A 24,476-nucleotide genomic window follows, 5' to 3' on the forward strand; every position below is an offset into this window, starting at 1 on the left:
AATTCGACCTTCTCAGATTCCGGTGACGCAGCAAACCGGCTTAGTACAGGGATCGGTGTTGTCTGCTCAACTCGCGGGCGCCAGGTGCTGCAACAGAACCCGCAGCTTGCCTAATAGCTCGTCAAACGTTACCACCTCGACATTCTTGCACGCGTTGCGGAAAATTTCGAAGCTGCGCCGCTGCCGTTCCTCCGTGGGCGTCAAGCCGGCAATAATCACGCATTTCGTCGCGTCGGGCCGGGAATCACGTAGCTCCGACCGAATCTGGTGAGCCAGCCAGTTACTGTGCAGGGCACTCTGCTGGTACAGCACCTGCGTAATGGCCCCGCTCAGCTCGGCACTTGGTCCATACACCTCGCTGTTCCGGTACGCGGCGTTCAGCATGAGCATGGTCGAAGGCTTCTTGATCTCGACAATCGCCAGCGATTGCCCCTGTTCCCCGAGCAAGAAATCGCCAACTTGCGCCCCAGAGCCACTCAAACTCGACCCTTGGGCGTGAAACTGGGTATGAAGCAGGCGAACGGGCCGAGCGAACAGCATCGTCAGGATGAAGATGTTGTGCTCGAAAAAGGACTGCCACCGGCCTTCCGGTAGCGTCTGTGCCAGCATCCCCTCATAACGCTCGATCATGCTGGCCAAGGTTACCCGCTCGATTTCCGCGTGGAGCTCCATTAGCTCCTCGGGGGCTTCGTGGGCAATCAGCGCGGCATTCTCGCGCACGGCCCGAACGGTAGCGCGTCGCTGCGCGCGAACTGCCGCAGTCGATTGACGCGCTCGATCCAGACGCACCTCGACCAGTTCGCCGGTGGCTCCGACTTGGACGATCGGCGGAAAGCGCTCGGGGATTAGTTGGGTCAGCAGGGTATTCCGGATGTGAGTGGTCTTCGCCAACTGGACACGACTGCGCACATGCCGATTCGCCCTGTCCAGCGCGCGCCGCAGCCTGTCCAATTCTCGCTCGGGCATCACAACCGCACTGCCTTCGAGCTTGGTCTCACCGTCTTTTGTCACGATGAGCGTGTCGACACCAGAAATCTGCTGGATGCCCAACCAGATTGCATCCAGCTCCTTCGTCAGTCCAAGGCCGTAAGCGCAATCATTGGAGGCACGCCAGGGCAGCACCGCTTCAATGAGCGAGACCGCGGCCTCCGGACTATCGGGCATCGCATGGTCTTCGCCACCCTGGAGGATGATTGTCCGAATGCGCCCATGCCGAGGCCTCAAATAGCGCTGCGCATGGGGATTGGTGTGAACGGGATACGTCACGATGCTGTGCGGCAGAATCCGCGCCAGCAAATGCCACTGCCCCTCCGGCTGCGAAATCCAATCATCCGGCCCATGTTCCGACCGTGCAAAGGTCTGGACGTAGAGATCCCTGCAGGGAAGACTTCCGTCGGCACCTACTGCCAGCCGGAAGCTCGGATTCATGACTTCGCCGTGGTCGTAGACGGCGGCTGACTCGGCGCCACGCACTGGTTCACCTTCCATATGTTCCCCTCACGCGGGTTCCTTTTTTTGCAACGGATCACTCGGCTAGTCACGATGGGCTGGGAAGGCTGTCCCAAGCTGTCGTGCCCGCTTCACTTCGTCACCGTGCAGATAGGTTGAGGTCGTAGAAATTGAGGCATGACGCAGGTTGTCCCGAACCGTCGTCAGTTCCGCGCCTCGTGCCAGCGCGTGGGTCGCATGCGTATGGCGCATCCAATGCGGGCTGGCACGCAGCAGCTTGTCTGCCGCAGCCGGATGGTCGTTGGCGATCAGCGCGCCAGCTTGCGCAAAAAATCGCCGCAGCACGTGCCACAGACGTGTGCTGGTGATACCGGCTGCCATGTCCTGGCCCAGCCCGCCCACGAGCGGCGTCGTGGGATCCCATCGCGCCGCCGACACCGGCAAGGCGCGCGCGACGAGGTAATGATCCAGCGCCGCCCGGGCCAACGGCGGCAGCGCCACCCGGCCGGCGCGACTGCCCTTGCCGACCAGCTTGAGCCAGTGGTCGCCCTGGTCGTCGGTCTCGATATCACCGAGGCTTGCACCGACCAACTCGCTGGCGCGCAGCCCGGTGGCATAGCCAAAGTCCAGCACAAAGCGCAGCCGCTGCGCGGCCGACGCGTCCCAACCATACGACCACTCCAGGCCATCGGCAAGGGTGCGAATCAGCAGCCATTCGCCTTCGGTGAAGGCATGCGAGCGGTCCAAGGCCGCCGTACGTCCCCCGCCCCGCACCTTGATGCCGGCAAACGGATTGGCCAGCACATAGCGTTGCTGGATCAGCCAGCGGAACATCGCCCCGAGGATGGACAAAGCATGGGCGGTGGAGTGCGCTGACAAGGCGCCGGTGAATGGGCGCCAATCGGGCGCGCTCCGCGCCCGCGCGGGCCCGACCCAGCGCGCATGGGGCGCCGGACGACGCAGGAAGCTACGGTAGGCCGTCGCGTCTTCCGTCGTCAGTGACGATAGCGGCCGCCCGCGCTCGATCATCGCCCACAGGATCAGGCGTTCGGCCTCCTTGCGGTACGTCCGCTGCGTGGCCGGGGCCTCGTGCAACGCCAGCCAGGCCTGGATCGCCGCGTAGTCGTTGTCCGCGTTCAGCGTGCAGGTCTCGCGCGGCGCGCGAAACTGACCGCGCGAGCCGTCGACCTGATGCGGCAGGCGCAACTGCTCCCAGGGCACCACGATGGGATGCGCCGGCAGTGTGACCAGCGCCCGGGCGCGTTCGGTCAGCTGCGGGTGCTGGGCAAAGAAGGCCTCGACCTGCCGGGCCCCGGCCGCGCCCAGGCCCGGGATTGCCGCCCACCAGCGGCGCCGGCGCGGCACCCGCACCGTCAGCGCCGCCAGGGTGTCGATGCCTTGTGCCCGCAGCGCCGCGACCGCGCGCGGCGCCAGCCACAGGCCGATGTCGTCGCTGATGGCCGGCACCGGTGCCGGCAGTGCGCGCAACCATTCGATCGCCTGGTCGGCCACCCGGCCCCGCTGCGCCCGCTCGGCCGCGGGCATCTCAAACAGCCGGGCCAGGTCCTCGCGCTGGCGGCTGCGGGCATACCCCGCCAGCTGGCGCCGGATCCGACCCAGGACGCCGCGCGACGACTGCCCTTGCGCCCGCGCCTCACCCAAGTAGCGGACAACGGCCTCCCGGCTCGACAGGCCGGCATGCCAGGCGCGCAGCGCGGCGAGCGCGGCGGCATCCGGGAAGCCGGCTTGCGCACGCGGTGGCGGCTCGGTCTGAGTGAGGCGGGATTGCATGCCCGCCAGTTTAGCGCACTAACAGTGCTATTACGATAAGGATAGTTATCACAATAGCCGAGGTGACCACGAAAGATTGTCATGTCCCCGTAATCCCTGTGACAGGCGGCCTACCCTAGCATCGGTGATGCTTGTCGCCGTGAGACATAAAGAGCGACCGGTCTTTGTCATGCGCGGTATCCACAGCGAGCTGGCGCGATGAGGCTTGCCCTCGGATCCAGCGATACGGCTCGCGCACACGTTGCAGACCTGGCTGGCCCGGCAGCGTTTCGATCTGATCGCCTTGCCAGCCATGATCGACACTTCTTCGAGAATTGCCCATGGTGACAGCCCTCAATATCTGTTTCCTGACCGGCACGCTAAACGCGATGGCCGGCGCTGAGCGCGTGGCGGCGACCATTGCCAATGCGCTGGCCGGGCTTGGCCACAACGTCACCATCCTGAGCTTGGTGGATGCACATAGTCAGTTTGCCCTGCATCCGCGTATCCGCCATGAGGCGTTGTTTGCGCAGCGACGTTCCTTCAAGCGCGCATACTTCGCCACCGCGGCAGGCATCCGGCGCCATTGCGCGGCGCACCGGACCGATGTGCTGGTGCAGGTCGACCCCCTGCTCGAACTCTTCGTACGGCCCGCCACCGTCGGCCTGCGCCTGCACCATATCGCCTGGGAGCATTGCCACTTTGACGAAGATCTTGGCAAGCCGGTGCGCAAGCTGGCGCGCCGGCTGGCGGCGCGATACTGCCGACAGGTGGTGGTGCTGACGGAACGGGACCGCAGCCGCTGGCTGGAAGCGCTGCATCCACGCAGCGAGGTGGTTTGCCTGCCCAATCCGCTGCCGTTCCCGCTGCCTGCCGAACCGGCACCACGCTCGCAGAAGACCGTGCTGGCGATGGGGCGGCTGGTGGCCGCCAAGGGTTTCGATGTCTTGCTGCACGCCTGGCATACGGTGGCCAGGCAGGCGCCGGATTGGCAACTGGTCATCCACGGTGAAGGCGAAGAGCGCTCTGCCCTCGCCGCACTGATCGGCAAGCTTGGGCTGGAAGGCCGGGCCAGCCTGCCGGGCATCTGCCACGATCCCGCGCAGGCCTATGGGCGCGCATCGGTCTTCTGCCTGAGTTCGCGCTACGAGGGCTTCGGGCTGGTGCTGATCGAAGCGATGGCCTTTGGTCTGCCGATCGTATCGACCGATTGCGAGACCGGCCCGCGCGAACTGCTCGCACCGGGACAAGATTCGCTGATGGTGCCGGCGGACAATGCCGATGCGCTGGCCGAAGCGCTGCTGACCGCGATCCGCCAGCCGGACACGGCCAGCCGCCTTGGCGCCGAAGGCCGCCGCAAGGCAAGCCGGTTTGCGCTGGAGCGGCTTGCCCTGCAGTGGGACGCGCTGGTGAAGTCGCGCTAGCTGCCGGTCCGGTTCTCGAGCACGGGGGCCAGCAAGCGTGCGTACGGTGGCGCCGCGATGCAAGCCGGCAAAGGCCTGCGCATGCGCACGTATGTCCGACCGCCGCGCCGGATCGCCAGCACGCCCGCTGCAGTACCCACCAGCTGATCGGCATTGCTCACGCGCAAACAGGCCCCCGCGGCAACGGCATCTTGCGTCGGCTGCGCGAAATTGTATGTGTCGGACCGATCAGAATGGGCGTGCCGAGCGCGCTGGCCTCGATCAGGTACACGCCCAGCGGCAACAGGCTGCCGCCGATAAAGACGAGATCCGACGCGGCAAAGTACATCGCCATCGCGCCCGGCGAATCGCCCAGCACGATATCCGCCGCCAGCGGCGCCTGCACGTTGTCGAGATCCGTGCTGGCCAGCACGCTTGAAGGCGAGGAGCCGTTGCTGCTCGACGCCTTCTCGCGCTGGCAATCGCTCGCCGCCGGAGCGTCGCGTCCGGCGATGCTGCTGATCCCGCGTCATCCACGGCGCTTCGATGAAGTGGCTGCGATCGCGGCACGCACGGGCTTTACGGTCGAGCGTCGCAGTGCGCTGGAAGCGGCAATTGCGCAGCCTGCCTGGCCACGAGCAGATAATCAGTCCACGGCCGTTACCTGTTGATTGAACGTCTGGACGACGAACCGATCGTGGTGGCTCGGCCGATCGAATTCGGCCGCAATCGTTATGACGCCGCCTTTAGCAGCCATAGCGGGCGCTGGGAACCGTGGCCGGCGCAGGCTCGCTCGAGGAGATGGCCCAGGAGGTCGTCGCGACGCTGCAGCCTATGTCTTGGCATGCCCCCCTCTCTGCGCCCGGTTCTGGCGTCTTCGCCATGGCGGCGGCGATTCCACATGTCCCATTATGCAGGCCGTGGTACTATACCCCCCTATACTATACTTGTGAGGCCATGAGTCATACCGTCCGAGAGAAACAGAAACTGCTTAACCGTGTCCGGCGCATTCGCGGGCAAGTCGACGCAATCGAGCGCTCACTCGAGGATGAGCAGGGCTGCGTCGAGGTCCTTCAGCAAATCGTCAGTTGTCGAGGTGCGATGAACGGGTTGCTTGCCGTCGTGCTCGAAGACCACATTCGCACTCACCTAGCCGAGGCCAGCGAGCACGAAGGTCATCGTGACGCGAAGGAAGAGCTCATCGAGATCGTCAAAACATACTTCAAATAGCAGTCCCAGTCCGCGGCCCCACGAATGATCCTTGCCTTGCCACCTCCTCGATAGCAAATAGCATGCATGCAACCGACCTCTCCAGATGGACCCACACCCATGTCTTTGATGACGGAAACGAGGTGGCCGAGCGCAAAACGCGGCTGGTAATGATCCTCACCGCCATCACGATGGTGATGGAGATCGCGGCAGGACTCTGGTTTAATTCGATGGCGCTGCTCGCAGACGGCTGGCACATGAGCTCGCATGCCTTCGCCATTGGTCTGACGGCATTCGCCTATGCGGCGGCCCGCACCTATGCGAAGGACCAGCGCTTCGCATTCGGCGCATGGAAGATCGAGGTCCTAGCCGGCTTCGCGAGCGCTGTATTCTTGCTCGGCATTGCGGCACTGATGGTATTTGGCTCCTTCGAGCGGATTTTCTCGCCCCAGGCCATCCACTACAAGGAAGCAATGGCCGTCACCGTATTTGGCCTGCTGGTCAACCTCGGCTGCGCGCTGATTCTCGGCGGCAGGCACGATCATGGGCATGGCGGCGAGCATGATGAACACCGGCACCACCGTCATCGCGAGGATCATCAGCACGACCTCAATCTACGGTCAGCATATCTGCACGTGCTTGCAGATGCTGCGACTTCGGTTCTGGCACTGTTAGCGCTGGCAGGCGGGTGGTGGCTAGGCTGGGGCTGGCTGGATCCGATCATGGGCATCGTCGGTGCAGCGCTGGTCGGGTCGTGGGCGCTGCGGTTGCTCAAAAGCACTGCGGTGGTCCTGCTCGATCGCGAAATGGACCACTCAGTCGTGGACGAGATCCGCGAGGTGCTCGACACCTTCAAAGACGGTGAAAAAGGAGCCCGCATGGTTGATCTTCATGTATGGCGCGTTGGCAAGGAGAAGTTCTCCTGTATCGTAAGCCTCGTGAGCCACGATGCGACGCTTACCCCGACAATGGTCAAGAAAGCCATCCAAATTCATGACGAAGTCGTCCATGTTACGGTCGAGATCCACCACTGTGGGGCATAGCCGGGCGGCACCTGGCTTGAGTACTTGCCGCCCTCTCTCTTTCGCCGCGAAACCCCAGTGGGCGCCATGCCGCGTAAGCGCAGCAGGTCGTCTCGCAGGCCAACGGGGTCGTAGCAACGTGCTAGCCGTGGAAGCTGCCGTGGCGAACGCCGCGAGGACGCCTGTCCATGACCATAGCGATCATGGTCTCGACGACGCAATTCCCAGCGGCACCCGTAAGGCAGAGGAGGCATTGCACGAGTTCAACACCCTCAGCAAGGATCTGTAGGGATCGCGGCCATGCTGGATGTTTTGACCAACCGCATCTATCGGCACCTGTTCCTGGCCCAGGTCATTGCGCTCGTCGGCACGGGCCTCGCGACGGTCGCCCTGGGACTGCTCGCCTATGACCTGGCTGGTGCGAACGCCGGAAGCGTCCTGGGTACGGCCCTTAGGCGTTCGAGGAACACCTGGACGAAGGCGAGCGCACGGGCCCTCACAGCCATCGACACCCCTTCACCATCGATGACCTTCATCCAAAGTGGCCAGATAATCACTAAAATCACCGTCCGGATGCTTCCCATGATTGCCAGTTGCGGATCGTTTGCACAGAATAGCGGCCAGCATCTCAAGAAGCATCCTGACCGCTGACTACCGAGCCTGATCCAGACCGCCAAAATTCCCATCGTGCAACGCCTCCTTTCGCGATTCGTGGTCCGTATGGTCTCGCTGCTGTTCATCTTGAACTGCGGCGCGAGCCTGGCCGCGTCGCACCAATGGCTGCATCACGAAATGGAGCACGCGCTGGAGGCTGCCGGGATGGATGGCGGTCATGCGGCAGAAGAGCTCATCATGGCCGTCGCCGAACCGGAGCATAACGACGATTCTGGTATTCCGCACGGTGCGCTGCACGCCTTCGCGCAGCTGCCGGCCACGCTCGCCTCGAGCCTTACCATTCCCATCCCGCTACTTGCGCGCAGTCGCCCACTGCCCGACGTCTGCCACTTGCTGACCGACCACGCGGACGGCCAGCCATTCAAGCCCCCTCGCGCCTGACGACCGTCGAGCGTCGGGCGCAACTCCGCCCGCACTGCCTTCGCCACACCTGGCCGAGCCGGGAGGTGGCGCGTCTCCATCGTTCCTGAATCTGAACATGATTGCATTCCCATGTCCTCGCGGGCTGCGTGCGACTGCGTTGGCCGCGCTAGGCCTTGCGCTTGCACCGCTCGCCCTTGCCCAGCAGCAGGCGGGCAGCGCTGCAGCGCCGACCAGCCTGGCATCCGCACAGACCACCCTCACACTGCAGGCCGCTCAGGCGCGCGCGCTCTTGGCAAATCCATCGCTGCTCGCGGCCGAAAAGGATCGGCTTGCCTGGGACGGCACCGTGCGCCAAGCCGGCGCCCTTGCCAACCCCGAACTGCTACTCGAGGGGGACCAACTACGTAGCGAGAGCCGGACCGAGGCGATCCGCCTGATCCAGCCGCTCGATATCAGCGGCAAACGCCGCGCACGAACCGCCGTCGCCGAGGCAGGACGCGACCGCACCGAGGCCACCCTCGCGGCACAGCGTGTCGAATTGCGCACCGCTGTGGCCAATGCCTTTGTCGGCCTGCAGGAGGCAGAAGCGTTCGAGCGCCTGGCACAGCAGAAGCTAGACGTCTTCAATGACTTCCGCGGTGCTGTGGCGCGTCGGGTCGAGGCGGGCAAGGTTTCGCCGATCGAACGGGAAAAGGTCGGAGCGGAAGCCAGCCTTGCCCTGATCGAATTGCAGGATGCGGCACAGCGCACCGTAGTGGCTCGCCGGCGTCTTGCCAGTCTGTGGGGACGCGCCGAGGCGCCGGATTTCTCGCTGCTTAGCGGTCCATTCGGCGAGCCGGCGATCCTTCCTAACCGGCAAGTGCTTCTGCAGCGATTGCCGCACCGCCCGGAATACATGGCGCGGCAGCAGGCGATTCGGGAGCAGGAAGCGCGGCTGGACCTCGAGCGCGCGCGGCGGTTTGGCGACATTACACTCGCGGCGGGCGTCAAGCGTATTCACCAGCCGCCAAGCACTGGCCTGGCCGCGCAGAACACGCTGATGGTCTCCGTCGGCATTCCCCTGCCGCTCTTGGACCGCAATCAGGGCAATATCTACGAAGCCACCCAGCAGCTCGACCGCGCCAGGCTCGAGGCAGACGCCACGCGCAACGAGTTGCAGCTCCGGGCATTGGAACTCCTCGACGGCGCGGGCGTGGCAGCACAGGAGCTGCAGTCAATGCGCGAGCAGGTGCTGCCCGCCTCTCGCGAGGCCGTCCGTGCCGTGACCAAAGGGTACGAGCTGGGGAAATTCTCATACCTGGACGCCCTTGACGCCCAGCGCAATTACTTCCGCAACGAAGCGCTGTACAGCGCCGCCGCTGCGCGTTATGAGCGACTGAAGAACGCTTTGCTTGAACTCGCCGCGACGCCGGCCAGCCACCAGTTGGATGCACAATGAAAACGAGATCCGCCATCATTCTTGCCGTCGTCACGCTCCTGCTTGGCGCCGCTGCGGGCTACCAGCTTGCTCACCGCGGCACTGGGACCGGCGTTTCGGCCATTGCAGATCCCTCCGCCGCGGAGGACGCGGTACGGGGCCCGCATGGGGGGCGCCTGCTTGCAGACGGCAAGTTCCAGGTTGAAGTGACCATTTTCGAGCAAGGCGTGCCACCGCATTTCCGCCTCTTTCTCTATGAGGACGGCAAGGCGCTGACGCCTGGCGCTGCCCAGCTCGGCATCACGCTGAAGCGGCTTGGCCGGCCGGCCGAGCCGATTGCCTTCCGCGTGGAGCGCGATTACCTGCGCGGCGACAAGACCATCGTGGAACCGCACTCGTTCGATGTGAACGTGACGGCCAACTACAAAGGGAAGGCCGCCTCTTGGAAGTATTCGCAGGTGGAGGCCCGCGTCGAGATGGACGATGCGCAACTGAAGGAAGCCGGCGTGGACATCCTCGCCGCCGCTCCGGCGCGCATCCGTTCGGTGTTGGAACTTCCTGGCACCGTTAAGCCCAACGCCGATCGCTTTGTGCCCGTCTTGCAGCAGTTCAAGGGCACGGTGGTGTCCATCGCCGTTGGAGAGGGATCGCGCGTGCGGCACGGCGACTTGCTTGCGGTCGTGGAGAGTCCCGAGGTGGGCCAGCTGCGCAGCACGCTGGCGGTGGCACGGGACAAGGCAGAGCTGTACCGCAAGACTGTCGAGCGAGAAGAAAAGCTGTTCGCCGAACGCATCTCGCCAGAGCAAGACGTGCTGGCTGCACGGCAGGCCTACCGGGAAGCGCAGATCGCGGCAAACGCGGCCGCACGTAGCCTGGAGGCCATGCGCGTGACGGCCGGCGGCAGCGGCAACATTGCGCGCGTCGAACTGCGCGCGCCCATTGATGGCGTCGTCACGGCAAAGTCGGTCGCGCCAGGTCAGGCCGTCGATGCCGGCTCAGTGCTGATGTCGGTTGCCGATACCGAAACCGTCTGGGTCGAGCTGCCCGTGTATCCGAAGGACATGGCTATCGTTCGTCTCGGCCAAGCGGTTGTCGTGAAATCGACCGATGGCGCCCTCGAGGCCGAGGGCAAGGTGGAAATGGTCAGTCCGCTGGCCGGCGAGCAGACGCGCACCGCCACGGCGCGCGTGGTCCTACCGAATCCCAAGCGAGCCTGGCGGCCGGGTACCGTGGTGAACGCCACGCTTACCACTGAGGAGCAGAAAGTTGCCGTGGCCGTGAACAAGAGCGCGATCCAGACCGTCCGGGACTGGAAGGTTGTGTTTGGCCGCTATGGCAAGTACTTCGAAGCCCGCCCGCTGGAGCTCGGCCGCAGCGACGACACGATGGTCGAGGTCCTGGAAGGCCTGAGGGCCGGTGAGAAATACGCCGCTGGCAACAGCTTCACCGTCAAGGCAGAGCTCGGCAAGGCCGGTGCGACGCACGACCACTAAGGCACATCATGTTAGACAATCTCCTGAAGTTTTCGATCCGGCGTCGCTGGTTCGTGATGCTCGGCGTGCTGGCCCTAGTCGGCATCGGCGTACATAGCTTGCTGAAACTGCCCATTGACGCCGTGCCCGACATCACCAATGTCCAGGTCCAAATCAACACGACTGCCGAGGGCTATTCGCCGCTCGAGGTCGAACAGCGCATTACTTTTCCGATCGAAACAGTGATGGCGGGCCTACCCAGGCTGGAGTCGACACGCTCGGTGTCCCGCTACGGCCTGTCGCAGGTGACGGTCACCTTCAAGGATGGCACCGACATTTACTTCGCACGGCAGCTTGTCAACGAACGGATCACCGCGGCACGCGAGCGCCTGCCGGGCAACGTCACACCCACAATGGGTCCGATCGCTACCGGCCTTGGCGAGATCTTCATGTACACGGTTAAGGCCAAGCCCGGCGCGCGCAAGGAGGACGGCTCAGCCTACACGCCCACCGACTTGCGCGAAGTCCAGGACTGGGTCATCCGCCCGCAGTTGCGCACCGTCAAGGGCGTAACGGAAGTCAACTCGGTCGGCGGCTTCGTCAAGCAATTCCACGTGACGCCGGACCTCACCAGGCTGGCTGGCGTCGGACTGACACTCGCCGACGTTTCCAAGGCGCTCGCCGAAAACAACGCGAACGTCGGTGCCGGCTACATCGAGCGCCAGGGTGAACAGTATCTTGTGCGCTCGCCCGGCCAAGTAGCCGGCCTCGATGAACTGGCTGCAATCGTGGTCGACACGCGCGGCGGCACGCCGATCCGCGTTGGGGATGTCGCCACGGTGCATCTGGGGCAGGAACTGCGCAATGGCGCGGCCACCGAGAATGGGCAGGAAGTGGTGCTGGGCACGGTCTTCATGCTGATCGGCGAGAATAGCCGTACCGTCGCGTCGGCCGCGGCGAAAAAGCTTGAAGAGATCAACGGCAGCCTTCCGGCCGGCATTGTCGCAGAACCGGTCTACGATCGCACGACGCTGGTGGACCGGACCATCAACACCGTCAGCAAGAACCTGCTCGAAGGCGCGGCGCTGGTCATCGCCGTGCTCTTCGTGCTGCTTGGCAATATGCGCGCGGCCATCATCACGGCACTGGTTATCCCCCTGTCGATGTTGTTCACGGTGACGGGCATGGCCAACAACAACATCAGCGCAAACCTGATGAGCCTTGGGGCGCTTGATTTCGGCATCATCATCGACGGTGCCATCGTCATCGTCGAAAACTGCATACGCCACCTGGCGGAGCGCCAACGCGCGCTGGGCCGCCCGCTGACACGCGAGGAGCGGTTCTCCGTGGTCTATGAAGCGTCGCGGGAAGCCCGCAAGGCCATTCTGTACGGCCAACTTATCATCATGGTCGTCTACCTGCCGATCTTCGCGCTGTCCGGGGTCGAAGGAAAAATGTTCCACCCGATGGCGATCACGGTCGTGCTCGCCCTGGCCGGGGCCATCATCCTGTCGATGGTCTTCGTGCCCGCCGCGGTCGCCATGACCATGGCGGGCGCGATCCGCGCGGGGGAGAGCAAGGCGTACGCGGCGGTTCGCAACTTCTACGCGCGCCAGTTGGACCGTGCCCTGAAGCGGCCAGTCATGGCCTTGACGATCGCCGGCCTGATGCTGGTAATCAGCGGCGCACTGGCCACGCGGATGGGCTCGGAGTTTATCCCGAGCCTGAACGAAGGCGACATCGCGCTGCACGCCTTGCGCATCCCGGGCACTAGCCTGTCGCAGGCGATTCAGATGCAGACGGCGCTGGAGAAACGCATCAAGGCCTTCCCCGAAGTGGACCGGGTCTTTGCCAAGATCGGTACGGCGGAGATCGCCACCGACCCGGTGCCGCCGAGCGTGGCCGACAACTTCGTCATCATGAAGCCCCAGTCGGAGTGGCCGGACCCAGGCAAACGCAAGGAGGTGCTGGTGGCCGAAATGGAGGCCGCGGTCAAGCGCATCCCTGGCAACAACTATGAGTTCACGCAGCCAATCCAGATGCGCTTCAACGAATTGTTGTCCGGCGTCCGTGCCGACGTGGCATTCAAGGTGTTTGGCGACGACATGGAAACGCTGGAAAGTCTTGGCAAACGGACCGAGGCGGTCCTGAAGTCGATCCCGGGCGCCGCAGACGTCAAGGCGGAACAATTGACGGGCCTGCCGATGCTGTCGATCACCTTCGACCGCCAGAAGCTGGCGCGCTATGGTATTTCTCAGGCCAGCGCACAGCGCATCGTCAATGCGGCAATCGGCGGCCAGACCAGCGGCACGCTGTTCGAAGGGGATCGCCGCTTCGATATCGTAGTACGCCTGCAGGAGCATGTCCGTACCGATCCGGAGCGGCTCCGCATGTTGCCCATCCCGATCGGCAACGGCGGCAACGGCAGCAATGCGGCTATCAACTTCATCACGCTCGGCGATGTTGCGACGCTTGAAGTCACGCAGGGTCCCAATCAGCTGAGTCGCGAAAACGGCAAACGGCGCGTCGTGGTCACCGCCAACGTCCGTGGACGCGATCTTGGCTCGTTCGTGCAGGATGCGCAGTCGCGCATGGCCAGCGAAGTTAAGCTGCCGGCTGGCTATTGGTCCGTCTGGGGCGGGCAGTATGAGCAGCTGCAATCCGCCTCGAACCGGCTCAAGATCGTGGTACCCGTTGCGCTTGGCCTGATCCTGCTGCTGCTGTATGGGATGTTCGCGAGCGTCAAGGACGGGCTGCTGGTCTTTACCGGCGTGCCGTTTGCCCTGACCGGTGGCGTCATTGCACTCTGGCTGCGCGATATCCCGTTCTCGATTTCCGCAGGCGTCGGCTTCATTGCACTGTCCGGAGTGGCGGTGCTGAATGGCCTGGTGATGGTCTCGTTCATCCGCCAGTTGCGCGAGGAGGGACGACCCGTTCCAGAAGCCGTGCGCGATGGTGCTCTGCTGCGCCTGCGCCCCGTGCTCTGCACAGCGCTGGTGGCATCGCTCGGTTTCATTCCAATGGCCATCGCAACCGGCGCTGGCGCCGAGGTGCAACGGCCGCTGGCCACGGTCGTGATCGGGGGTATCGTCTCGTCCACGCTGCTGACCTTGCTGGTGTTGCCGCTCTTGTACCGCTGGGCGTATAGCCGAAGCGCGAAACAACCGATCCCCACGGGAAGCGAAGATCGGCAACTTGGGCGTACGCCTTCCTAGTCCAGTGCGTCATTGAAAAAGCACCCCATTTATGGTTAGATCAGGTGCATGGGAAAAATGAATCTGACCGAGCTCGAGCGTGAACAATTGCTGTCGGCGACTTGCAGCCGAACCATTCGGGCAGCCGACGCGCGCCGGGCCAAGCTGATCCTGATGCTTGAAGACGGTGAATCGCGCGACGCGATCATTGAGCGGCTGGGGTGCGATTCGCGTTTCATCTCGCGTTGGTCGAGTCGGTTTCTGGCGGAGCGGCTGGCGGGCTTGTACGCGCGCCATCCTGGACGAGCGCCCATGCAGCCGCCTGAGAAACTCGAGGCGCGTGTTCTGAGCTACACGCTCAAGCGCAAGCCCTCGGACGGATCGACACACTGGAGCAGCTACAAGCTTGCCGCGGAGCTGGGTGACGTGTCCATCTCGACCGTGCAGCGCATCTGGCGCAAACATGGCGTGCGCCCGCACAGGTTGGAGCGGCACATGATTTCCAACGATCCCCACTTCGAAACGAAGGCTGCAGACGTGATCGGGCTGTATCTGAACCCGCCCGCGCATGCGGCGGTGTTCTGCGTGGATGAGAAGACCGCGATCCAGGCCCTGGATCGCAAGGATCGGATGCTGCCATTGTCGCCAGGACGTGCCGAGAGCCACGGCTTCGAATACAAGCGTAACGGCACGCTCAGCCTGTTTGCCGCACTCAACACGGCAACCGGGGAGGTGATCGGCAAGACTGCGCCACGTCATACCAGTGAGCAGTTCGTAGCCTTCCTCACTGACGTTGTAGCCAGTCAGCGACCGGAGCAAGAAATCCACGTCATCTGCGATAACGTGAGCAGTCACAAGACCGAGCGCGTGCGCGACTTCCTCAGCGAACACCCCAACGTCCACATGCACCACACGCCGACCTACACGTCCTGGCTCAATCAGGTCGAGAACTGGTTTGCGCGCATTCAGCGCGATGTGATCGCACGAGGCGTCTTCACTTCGGTGAAGGACCTGGATCGCAAGCTGATGCGTTATATCCGTCAACACAACAAGAATCCCAAGCCAATCAAGTGGAAGTACGACGATCCATCGCGGCGAATTCGCCCGGTGCCAATTCACTGACGCGATGGACTAGGCCACTTTCTGAAGTACTCATCGCACAAGGGGCGAAACTTTCCCCGCAAGGCAGTTAGGCTCGATCTTTCACAATCTGGAAGCGGGCGTCACTGCATCGACTTTTTTACGGTTTGGTACCCGATTCCGCCGTCTTTACCGCGATTACTGCAACTGCGACGAATGATCCGTGAAGATCGATACGTTGCCCCATAGGCCACGCGCCTGGACGGCTGGATGGCCATGGCGTGCCGCAGACCGGGGGCGCGGGGTTCAACTCGGGACAACCGCTGACTTCCAACTCAATCCTTACGTCGGCGCTCCGCGCCCGGTCACCGCGTCAAAGTCCCGGGTCGGCTGGCGCGCCGGTGGCGGCTCCCCGAGGACATTGTCGGTTATGGCTATGTCCAGCCCGTTGGTCGTTAGCCGCAGTACGGTAAGCTTGGCCTGGAGAAAGGTATCGACTTGCACGAGCCAGTTCTCGATCTCCTGCTCGCTGGCGCCGAGCACCTGCGCGGCAGCGGCTTTGGACAAGCCTTCTACACGACAGAACTCCAGGGCCCGGCGCCAGGACGTTGGCATCTCCGCAATGAGGGCCGTCGCGACCCGGCGCATCTCCTTGGCACTCACCTCCTCCTCGGGGATGCTGCCTCGCACCTACATTACGTCCTCAAGCCGCAGAACCTCGTCGGGCTGCCAATACTCGAACAGGATCTCGTCATCGGCTTCCTGGGTCTCCCATAGCTGGAAGCGAAGCCTGCCTTCCAGGGAAATCCCTCGGCCCTCTTCGGCCTGTCGACGCGTCACTTCCTCGGCTGACAGGGTGATCGCGATCTGGTAGAGCCAGGGGAGCCGCGCGAGCCGGCGCGGGAGCCGCGTCACGTTTTCGAAGGCGCGGGCCAGCGACTCGTCGATGACCTCGTCAACTTCGAGATCCCCCGGCAGGAGATCGCCGCTCGTCTGTAAATACGCGAGCTCACGCTGCACGAAGCGCTTGAGATCGGACAGTAACGAGCGCGCCACTCGTCCTCTTGGCGAAAATGCACGAGGTGGCTCGCACTGCTCCAGTTCTGCGAAGGACTGCTCGAGGGCTTTGCGAAGTTCGGGCGCCTGGCAGTCGGAGGCGAGTATGGTGCTCGGCAATCCCAGCCTAAGCCTGGCTCGATAGAGACGGTGGTGGCTACTTCGTTCCAGGGTCGCCCGCAACGGGGAGTTCCGAGGGAAAATGGGACAAATGCCGCTGGAGGTAGCGAGTCACGAGCTTACCCGATCAGGCCTTCCAGTCGGAATTGGAACGCTCGGGAATGTCCGGTAATGGATCGTCGTTCTCATGATGACCCTACACGTGCTCAAGTGGCCGCCTGGCGGCGGCGCGGGATCGTCAGCTTGAGCACGCCGTCCTGCAGGTCCGCCTCGATCTTCGACGCCTCAAGGTCGGAACTCAGCGAGAAAGCGCGTGCGAAGTGCGGCTGGCGAATTTCCGCGTGTCGCACCCGCAGCCCGGGGCGAAGGGGCATACGCGCTCCCACCCGCCTGCCAAGCTGGTGGCAAACAAACAGAAACACGCAGCGCGCAACGTCGCGACTGCCTGAGCGAAAATAAAATAGTAAGCGCGCAGCCAAATTTCAAGGGGGAGACCTGCGGATTTTTCACGAAGGATGCCGGCTGTGGCTTCCTGGCCTGCGCAGGTTTGGGCATGCTCGCTAGGCGTGCCACCTCCGGCGGTGCTCCGCTCTCCATTTTTATGCCGTATGAGGCGCATCCATGGCGCCCCCAGGCCTAGTGGGAACAGCGTCGAGAGCCATGCCAGGGAACCCGATGCTAACCTTCGGCAAGACTCGTTGCTCATTGCGTCAACGGCCCGCCCCGAACATGCTGCTCACCTTAGGTGAGAGCGTCGACCGGCTCGCGCTACCGCGCAGAATCTCACTGGCGACGCGCTGGCTAGGTATCGTGGCGGGTGCCCTGCTCCCTCGCCGCTTTTGACCTGCTGGGGCAGTCCGTCCACGACATCCGCGACTGGGCCATCAGAAGCGCAAAGCGGCGCTGGGCGGCACGGCTGGCGGACACTCGGAACTGCACAATCGTTGGCAAGGGCGGGCTGGCGCTACCGGGTCATCGCATGTGGCGCAATCTGCCAAGCCCAGTCAAAACTTGGCATATCAAAGTAGCGCTATTAAGCTGGTCCTTACATGACCGAATACCTTCCCGCTGTAAGGAGAGCGCTTCTAAATGTCAATTGAAAAATATCGAGGTTACATTGCAGAGGGATTTGCGAACCCGCGGGAAAACGGTAAGTTCGAGGCGGTAGGTCGCGTGAGCTTGGATTTCCAAACAATTAGAGAGGCCGACGTACTGGGCTACCATGAGACCAGCGACGGCGCGCAACTGCAAGGGATACTATGGGCTAGGTATGTTATTGACACGCTGCATGCTACCAATGCCGCTTCAGCTCGCGGTTGAGTACCGAGTCGTTCTTGGAGAGCAGACATGCGGATTTTGGACAATGCAGCTGTCGATAGCAGCCGGTCCAGTGAGTCACGGTTCATCGGGCCCGCAGCGCCCAAGCCTGTCGATACCCTCCCTGAAAATCGGATTTGTCCGTGGGGTTGACCGGGAGTGCCTGCGAAAGGCCTGCAATGCGCCAGTCGCTTAGAGTACACTGACTCGGGCGTGGGCGCCGGCGCGGCAAATCAGCGTGCCGGCGCCTCAGCCGGTGAACGGGCGCCAGTCGGGGGTGCTACGCGTTCTCCCCGGCCTGACCTAGCACTCACGGGGTATCGGGCTGCCGCAGAAAGCGGTAGGCCGTCGCATCCTCCGTGTTGAGGGACGACAACGGCCGTTCGCGCTCAATAATCGTCCGCGGGGTCAGACGCTCGGCCTCCTTGCGGTAAATCCGCTGGGTTGCCGGCGCTTCATGCAGCGCCAGCCATGCCTGCACGGCAGGCGTAATCGTTGTCCGCGTTGAGCGTGCAGGTCGCGCGCGGCGCGCGGAACTGCCCTTGCGAGCCGTCGACTTGCTGCAGCAGGCGCAGTGGCTCCCACGGAACTACCACGCCACGCGGGGATTGCGCGACCAGCGCCTGCGCCCGCTCGGTCAGCTGCTGATGCCTGGCAATGAAGACCTCCACCTGCCGCGCGCTGGCGACACCCAGTCCTGCCTTGGTGGCCCACCAGCGGCGCCGTCGCGGCACCCGCACGGTCCGCGCGCCGCCGCGCCCGCAGCGCGGCCACCGGGGCTGCACTGGGCTTGCAGGCCACGCGCGCCGTAGACTTCACTACGGCGGTGGGCATGCTCGCTGAGTTGGGCGATCTCTCTGCGATTCACGCATCCGCGCCAACCAATTGCCTGGCCAGGCCGGACCCCGCCGAACACTCATCGGTGAAACGGCTGCAACGCAGCAGTACGGCCTTAGAACGGCTGATTCATTGGGCGGACTTCTGAAATGTGGTAAACCGACCCGCGTAGATCGGCACGAGCCTTCGTCGAAATTTACTGTTACGTCTTTTGACCACTGAATTTCAACCGCCCGTACGACCCTCGTGTCAATCGAGATTGACAGGGGTCTGACATGTCCATGCTGTTCCCAGTTTCCAGCCTGAGAGTGATAAGGCGCGACGCGATATGCGAATTGTTGCTCAATCGCATTCGCAGGAGCAAATTTCAACAGCTTGTTAGAAAATTTCCCGGTGCGCCACATAACTATCCGCGACGAATCTGCCTCGCTATAAGATGGTTTTATACTGCGGTTTATTCTCGCTCGCACTCGGCGATTTATGTCGGCTCCGTGAGCCGAACTGATGATTGATCCATGATCGCACCGGCCTTTCAACTATATAGTGGAGCAAGATCGAAAAAACTAGCGTGAGCGACAACAGAAGAAGCGCCTGCATCGCGCCTGGCATCGCAGCAATATCGGGCAGCCGGGATCTAACAAACATGAACAGGTGCTGCGGTATTCGCTGTACGATGTAGATGCAATACGAGATCTCGCCAAGAAATACTAGCGTCCTCATTGAGAGAACGCGAGTCAGAGCATCTTTCTCATACGAAAGTGAGAAGACCAGTCCGGCAGCCCCGGCGACAAAAATCGTATCTGCACCGAGCTTCACCCCAATCGCGCAAATGAGCAACGACAGCAACGCCCCCACTGCGCAACCGTCATAATTCGGTAGTGCTGCTCGTAAGCGGCAGACCAGGACACCTAAATAAAATTCGGGAATCAAGCGGGCAATGCCGCCGCTGAGCGATAGATGTTGAGGCGAGGTTGACTCTACCACGCCAAGCACTGTCAGAGCGACCCATGCCATCAGCACGATGCGCCCCCGATTAAGACGCGGAGCCATCAACAGGAACACGGGAAACCAAACATAGGCAAACCATTCGGCACTGACTGACCAGCCGACGTCGTTCCACCCCGTTGTTCCCGCGTATCGCCATGCACTAAGCAGGGAAAGCCCCAGCATAAAGTCCGACAATGTATAGTTTGTGGACCCAACCAAATCCTTATGCAACGTCAAGTCGCGAATAACTACCGCGGCCGCAAATGCCAATAGACAGACGACATAGACAGGATAGATTCGCGCGATGCGCGCAACAATAAACTTCTTCAAGTCTAGGCGGCAGTTAGGCGATGGATCGTAGTTGTAAGCGAGAATGAAGCCACTCAGGATGAAAAATCCATCCACACCGAGATAGCCATGATCAACGAGCGAGCTCGTAAAGCCAATATTAATCAAGGTCCCGTCGTCACCATAGTCGTGGAACCAGTGTAGGCTTAATACCCAAAGCGCCAGAAACAGACGTAAGCTGGTGAGGGGCCTGAATTGACGCATCTCCGTTCCCTGAACAATGCTATTGATGTTTGTTGCCAGTCCTCACTAGCGTCTTCTTGTCATTTTATTAGCCTAAGGGGGGTCATCAGTCACGGGGCCGCCGCTGTCGGTAATCAACGAAAATGAGTGTTGTGCATTTTCGGGTTGCGTCAGCAAGACTTCCGTGCGGGCCCGCACAAACTGCGTATGTTGCTGCGATTGCGTTAGTTTACTTGCGATAATGTCTGGTCATCGCGCTAGCAACCGAGAATCCTGTCTAGTTAGTTTGTCCGAAACGCCAAACTGCACTTTTCGCAACTTCTATTTCATCGAGGGAGGGCAAGTTGGCGATTTTCAAACTCGGTTCTGTGCGCCAGACGGCATCATCGGAGTTTACTCAGCAAGCTTTGCCAGCTTCTTCAGGTTTTTCCGTGGTAGTCAATAATCCAAGGGGGATCTATGTGGGTTATCGCACACTAGAATCTTATGGCTTGCGCGTTACGGGTTACTCGTTCCGCTGTTTGGCATTTGCTGGAGTTCAATGAGCGTAAAAACGTCTGCAATGTCGGCGTCATCTTCCGGTCAGGTATCATTTCCTAAAATCGGCCTAACCAGTGTCTTGTGAAACCTAAAGGCAAGCTGCGTCTTTTTGACCCGCTCGTTGCGCGTCTGCGTGGAGCGCTGCCACCGTCTGACTGCGGCAGCGTAGAACATACGGCCCATGCAGAAGATGCCACTGTTGCAGGACGATGCCGCCGCAGTGATGACCCTGATGCCGGCCGGGCCGGAATGCCGACCTTAGCATTACCCCTCCACGAACGGACCGTTGAGACAGTACCGAACAAGCACCACTTCGACCAGGAACGGATTACCTGCAGATTTAGCATCGGTTACCGATCTTTTTTTTGCATATGGAAGAAGTAATCATGAGTATTAGGGACAAGCAAGCGGGTCAATGGGACGTAATAGTGGTGGGCGGAGGGCCAGCCGGACTCAATGCGGCGCTGATATTAGGGAGATGCCGAAGAAATATCATTCTCTTTGACGATGGAGCGCCGCGCAATGCCGTCTCGCATGCGTTGCACGGGTTTCTGAGCAGGGACGGTATTTCACCAACCGACTTGCGCGCCATTGCGCGGGAGCAAATTGCTGCGTACCCATCGGTCAGGTTTGTGAAGGCCCGGGTGATAGACGCCAGGCGCGCCGATACTGGCTTTTCGGTAACCACGCGCGATGGGCGCGTTTTTTTTGCGCGCAAACTGCTGCTAGCCGCCGGCGTGGTCGACAAATTACCGGAACAGCCGGGGTTTCGCGAACTCTACGGGACCGGGCTATTTCACTGTCCTTTTTGTGATGGCTGGGAGATGCGTGACCAGCCACTTGCTGTCTACGGTCGCGGAGACGACAAGGGGGGTGGACTGGCGCTAGAACTGATGCATTGGAGTAAAGACACAGTCCTGTGCACTGATGGGCCCTCGGAATTGAGCGCTGACCTTTGCAGACGTTTGGGTCAGCATGGGGTCGCCGTGCGGGAAGAAAAGATAGTGTGCCTTGATATTCGTAGCAAAGTCCCGTACCAAGCCTCCTTTGATATCGTTTTTGATTCAGGGGCCCGTTTGCCGCGGTCTGCCATTTTCTTCAACACTGGCAGGCAGCAGTCCACAGACCTCGCAGAGCGCCTCGGTTGCGATATGTACGCCCCCCAAGGTTGCATCATAGATAACGACCAGCAGATGACCCACGTACCCGGTTTGTACGTGGCAGGTGATGCCTCGCGCGACGTCCTACAGGCCGTCGTTGCTGCCGGGGAAGGCGTCCAAGCGGCCATTGGGATTCATACTGCGCTGCTCCGTGAAGATTTAGAATAGTGCCGTGTCAGTCCAAGTTCCGCCGAGCTTGCGACTGACGAAGCCAACACGCGAGGTGAGCCAATGCTGGTCCTTGCGTATGCCGGTTTGCCAGAGTGGCGGAAAACACAGCGGGAGTGCTTGTGGCGGTCCGCACGGCTCTCCCCTCGTTTCGCGCGCGCATACAAGACACATGGACCTGCCCCACTGCCAACTACGGTGCTTCCGCCGTGCTCGCAGGATCCGGCTGCCGGGCTAGCGCCGCCCGCACGACTGAGAATCTGCGCATAGCTTGGTTGGCAGGGCTTGAGCGGAAGGCGCGGCAGAACTCATCAAACGTCAGCGTGGTCACCGCATAGCCTGTGCGTTCGTTTCAGCGTGGCAGGTGCGAGCCTCAAGACAGCGTTGGCGCTGGTAAAGAAGACTGTTCGGCGCTTTGCCGCGGATCCCTTCTCCTGCCAGGGCCAACGGTTATCAGCGAAACTGCCAGTGTGAACGTCAAGGTGCGCCCGCTGAAGAATCTGCACGGCGCGCATCGCATTTGTTTCCACAAGCCAAAAAAAAGAGACTTGCTACGGCATGCGGTCTCCAGGCTCTGCACACTGGACAAGAGTTACAAAACCGAATTGCGCACACCAGATTGCCGGCCGTGAGTTGCTAGGGGGCACGCCGGCCTCGGGTACTGCCTGCAGCCGATCCAACCCGAACTGGCACACAGGATCCGGTTGCCTTCTCTGGCAAGTCATCGGCGCGATCATCGGCCCGTTCCGTTACAGGCAGTAACGCCTGTATAGCTTCGCTAAAACCCATTGGCTACAAACGGCATAAAGTGCGAATGAAACTTCACGAGCTATCGGGCGTCGCCAGTACCGCGAATGCGTCGTTGGCGCGACGATGATTAACGGATTTGACGTACGATGGGTTCGCGCCGAACCGATCCAGACCTGCTTCCTCCCGGAAGTCTTGCTCAGACCGCTGTCGTTTAGTAAGGAAACTGTAATGAAAACCCTTGCCCTCCTATTCACTGCAACCGCACTACTGGCTGGCTGTGTTGTGGCTCCATACGGCGGCGGCTACCACGGTGACTCGTCCTACTATGGAGGCCATGGCCAGCGCGGACATCACGGCCGCCACGGATATGATGACTAGCACTCGAGTAACGCTTAGCTATCGTCAGCACCACCGATATTCTCGCCCTCGAGGCTGCTAGAAGGCGTTCGCCAGCACCACGATCATTGCGCCTGGTGCCCCTGCGAGGCATGCGAGAAAGCTGGGCGAGGACTCCAATTCACGTTGGATCAAGGCATGCCTTGGATGCCCCTGCCGTAGCAAGACTGCCGTGCGATAGCTTGAGCGGATCGTGCGCGACCACCCGTCCGCGACCAGCCTGCTTTGCTGTATAGAGCGCTGCGTCGGCCAAGCGATACGCCGACTCAAAATTCTTTGCAGGCGGAAGGCCACACAGGCCGATGCTGAGAGACAGAGCGCCGCAGCGCGTCTGCATCGACGCGACTTCGGTGCGAATCCGCTCGGCCAGTTCGATGGCGTCGTCAATCTCCATATTCAGCAAAAGGATCGCGAATTCATCGCCACCAAGGCGGCCGACAAGGTCATTGCTCCGTGTATTGTCCCGCACAGCCTTGCCAATGCTGGCGAGTACCTCATCGCCTTGCTGGTGACCGAACGTATCGTTGACAGTCTTGAAGTGGTCCACATCAAGCAGGAGGAGCGTCAAGGGGTGCTGTTGTCGTTGTGCCGTGGCAATTGCCGCGTGCACCTGAATCTCGAAATACGACCGTGACATGACGCCGGTTTGAAGATCAAAGTTGGCGCGTCGTTCAATATCCTGGTGGGCAGCGCGCAGCCGCTGTTCGGTCCGGTGTTGGATCAGATAAAGGACGCAGCAGACGCGCAGAAATGCGGCAAATACGGCGGTGAATGTTTGCAGCGGTAGCCAAACGTCTTGCTGCCACGATGTCACGGTATCCATGCGGCGAAGGATATGAAACATGCGTGCGAAGAGCGCTGCCGCCACCAGCAAGGTAGCGAACAGCAGCAGGCTCTGCACGAAGCGCAGACCGGCGCCACGCAGGCTCAGCACGTATGCCAGAAAAAGCGCGAGCTGGATCAGAAAAGCGACCGAAAACCCAATAACGCGCTGTGCGTAGGTCCATCCTTCGCTCCAAGTCAGAGCCCAACCAATGAAGGCAAGGCCGGCGATCAACCACCGCGTAGTCAGGCCGGGCCAGATGTCGTCTCGCAAAAATGCCCGCAATCCGGATTCGATTGTCGGCATATTGCAGAAAATCAGAAAATTCGATCCGACCAGAATTAGCCACGGCGGCAGCTTGCCCCAGGCGAGTAACAGCAGCGATGCGATGGAAAGTTGCAGGCCATCGAGGACCCACCAACCCAATCCCATGTCGGGGCGTTTCTTGCGCCAAAAATTAGCCAAAATACCGGCCAGCATGGCGTGCGAAGCAAAGGCGAAAACGTAACTCGTCCGGATATACAAAGAAGTCATCAAATCGGCGTTCATTCAGGAGCCCGTGGCGAAATTTTGTGACGGCGCATTTCAATCTGAAAGGGCTCCGAATGCAAGCAATTAATCACCTAGGGCAACCAAAGTCGGCGGGGGCTCGATATGTCTAAACGCTTGGCTCAGGTTCGGACTTGTCTTTTGCCCAAGCCATCGGTTTCAGACGCGACTAGTCACCCCCACCGTGT

General features: G+C 61.6%; 17 protein-coding genes and 5 pseudogenes. 13 read left to right on the forward strand and 9 right to left on the reverse strand.

Annotated features, from left to right (window positions below; translation table 11 throughout):
- Positions 1-66: 66 nt before the first annotated feature.
- Together LPA45_RS19915 and LPA45_RS19920 are read right to left on the reverse strand one after the other, a co-directional pair.
- Positions 67-1,488 (reverse strand): Shedu immune nuclease family protein, encoded by a 1,422-nt coding sequence (locus tag LPA45_RS19915; RefSeq protein WP_233528297.1) that lies wholly within the window; start codon positions 1,486-1,488, stop codon positions 67-69.
- Positions 1,489-1,533: 45 nt separating this feature from the next.
- Positions 1,534-3,240, reverse strand: coding sequence for a phage integrase family protein (locus tag LPA45_RS19920; RefSeq protein WP_116322095.1), 1,707 nt, complete (start codon positions 3,238-3,240; stop codon positions 1,534-1,536).
- Positions 3,241-3,560: 320 nt separating this feature from the next.
- On the opposite strand from LPA45_RS19920, the gene LPA45_RS19925 reads away from it, so the two are divergent.
- A complete protein-coding gene (locus tag LPA45_RS19925; protein ID WP_199414673.1) occupies positions 3,561-4,643 on the forward strand; it encodes a glycosyltransferase family 4 protein in 1,083 nt (360 codons plus the stop codon).
- Positions 4,644-4,673: 30 nt separating this feature from the next.
- Here LPA45_RS19925 and LPA45_RS19930 read toward each other — a convergent pair.
- Positions 4,674-5,019, reverse strand: a pseudogene (locus LPA45_RS19930) (glycosyltransferase); the annotation flags it as partial.
- 22 nt (positions 5,020-5,041) lie between these two features.
- Between LPA45_RS19930 and LPA45_RS19935 the strand changes: the two are divergent.
- The 9 genes and pseudogenes from LPA45_RS19935 (at position 5,042) to LPA45_RS19975 (ending at position 15,096) form a co-directional block, all read left to right on the forward strand.
- Complete coding sequence (locus tag LPA45_RS19935) at positions 5,042-5,293, forward strand: hypothetical protein (protein ID WP_376790697.1); 252 nt, start codon at positions 5,042-5,044, stop codon at positions 5,291-5,293.
- 286 nt (positions 5,294-5,579) lie between these two features.
- Positions 5,580-5,852 carry a metal/formaldehyde-sensitive transcriptional repressor gene (locus LPA45_RS19940; RefSeq protein ID WP_116322109.1) on the forward strand — a complete coding sequence of 91 codons (273 nt, stop codon included), beginning with the start codon at positions 5,580-5,582 and terminating at the stop codon, positions 5,850-5,852.
- 62 nt (positions 5,853-5,914) lie between these two features.
- Positions 5,915-6,874 (forward strand): CDF family Co(II)/Ni(II) efflux transporter DmeF, encoded by a 960-nt coding sequence (dmeF, locus tag LPA45_RS19945; RefSeq protein WP_116322094.1) that lies wholly within the window; start codon positions 5,915-5,917, stop codon positions 6,872-6,874.
- A gap of 279 nt (positions 6,875-7,153) precedes the next feature.
- Positions 7,154-7,307, forward strand: a pseudogene (locus tag LPA45_RS19950) (MFS transporter); the annotation flags it as partial.
- Positions 7,308-7,573: 266 nt separating this feature from the next.
- A complete protein-coding gene (locus LPA45_RS19955; protein ID WP_116322093.1) occupies positions 7,574-7,909 on the forward strand; it encodes a hypothetical protein in 336 nt (111 codons plus the stop codon).
- A gap of 97 nt (positions 7,910-8,006) precedes the next feature.
- Positions 8,007-9,329: a TolC family protein gene (locus tag LPA45_RS19960; RefSeq protein ID WP_147316277.1), complete on the forward strand. Its 1,323-nt coding sequence runs from the start codon at positions 8,007-8,009 to the stop codon at positions 9,327-9,329.
- Entirely contained in the window at positions 9,326-10,801 is a 1,476-nt protein-coding gene (locus LPA45_RS19965) for an efflux RND transporter periplasmic adaptor subunit (protein WP_116322092.1), read from the forward strand. The genes LPA45_RS19960 and LPA45_RS19965 overlap by 4 nt, the downstream gene beginning before the upstream one ends.
- An 8-nt stretch (positions 10,802-10,809) precedes the next feature.
- On the forward strand, positions 10,810-13,995 hold the full coding sequence (locus tag LPA45_RS19970; protein ID WP_116322091.1) for an efflux RND transporter permease subunit: 3,186 nt from the start codon (positions 10,810-10,812) through the stop codon (positions 13,993-13,995).
- 48 nt (positions 13,996-14,043) lie between these two features.
- Entirely contained in the window at positions 14,044-15,096 is a 1,053-nt protein-coding gene (locus tag LPA45_RS19975; protein WP_233528296.1) for an IS630 family transposase, read from the forward strand.
- Between the two features lie 300 nt (positions 15,097-15,396).
- Here the strand turns inward: LPA45_RS19975 and LPA45_RS19980 are convergent, their stop codons facing one another.
- From LPA45_RS19980 to LPA45_RS19990, 3 genes and pseudogenes are all read right to left on the reverse strand, one after another.
- Positions 15,397-15,717 (reverse strand): sigma factor-like helix-turn-helix DNA-binding protein, encoded by a 321-nt coding sequence (locus tag LPA45_RS19980; RefSeq protein WP_147316276.1) that lies wholly within the window; start codon positions 15,715-15,717, stop codon positions 15,397-15,399.
- A 27-nt stretch (positions 15,718-15,744) separates the two neighbouring features.
- A complete protein-coding gene (locus LPA45_RS19985; RefSeq protein WP_116322088.1) occupies positions 15,745-16,110 on the reverse strand; it encodes a hypothetical protein in 366 nt (121 codons plus the stop codon).
- 326 nt (positions 16,111-16,436) lie between these two features.
- Positions 16,437-16,595, reverse strand: a pseudogene (locus tag LPA45_RS19990) (Hsp20/alpha crystallin family protein); the annotation flags it as partial.
- A gap of 724 nt (positions 16,596-17,319) precedes the next feature.
- On the opposite strand from LPA45_RS19990, the gene LPA45_RS19995 reads away from it, so the two are divergent.
- Entirely contained in the window at positions 17,320-17,550 is a 231-nt protein-coding gene (locus tag LPA45_RS19995; RefSeq protein ID WP_147316275.1) for a hypothetical protein, read from the forward strand.
- A 303-nt stretch (positions 17,551-17,853) separates the two neighbouring features.
- On the opposite strand, the pseudogene LPA45_RS20000 reads toward LPA45_RS19995, so the two are convergent.
- Positions 17,854-18,296 (reverse strand): annotated as a pseudogene (locus LPA45_RS20000) (phage integrase family protein); the annotation flags it as partial.
- 29 nt (positions 18,297-18,325) lie between these two features.
- Between LPA45_RS20000 and LPA45_RS20005 the strand changes: the two are divergent.
- Positions 18,326-18,493: pseudogene (locus tag LPA45_RS20005) on the forward strand (transposase); the annotation flags it as partial.
- A 320-nt stretch (positions 18,494-18,813) separates the two neighbouring features.
- On the opposite strand, the gene LPA45_RS20010 reads toward LPA45_RS20005, so the two are convergent.
- Entirely contained in the window at positions 18,814-19,923 is a 1,110-nt protein-coding gene (locus tag LPA45_RS20010) for an acyltransferase (protein WP_116322087.1), read from the reverse strand.
- Between the two features lie 905 nt (positions 19,924-20,828).
- On the opposite strand from LPA45_RS20010, the gene LPA45_RS20015 reads away from it, so the two are divergent.
- Entirely contained in the window at positions 20,829-21,770 is a 942-nt protein-coding gene (locus LPA45_RS20015; RefSeq protein ID WP_116322107.1) for an NAD(P)/FAD-dependent oxidoreductase, read from the forward strand.
- A gap of 1,267 nt (positions 21,771-23,037) precedes the next feature.
- Here the strand turns inward: LPA45_RS20015 and LPA45_RS20020 are convergent.
- Positions 23,038-24,288, reverse strand: coding sequence for a diguanylate cyclase (locus LPA45_RS20020; protein ID WP_116322086.1), 1,251 nt, complete (start codon positions 24,286-24,288; stop codon positions 23,038-23,040).
- Positions 24,289-24,476: the final 188 nt, after the last annotated feature.

This window comes from Cupriavidus sp. Agwp_2, assembly GCF_040784895.1.
GTDB lineage: Bacteria > Pseudomonadota > Gammaproteobacteria > Burkholderiales > Burkholderiaceae > Cupriavidus.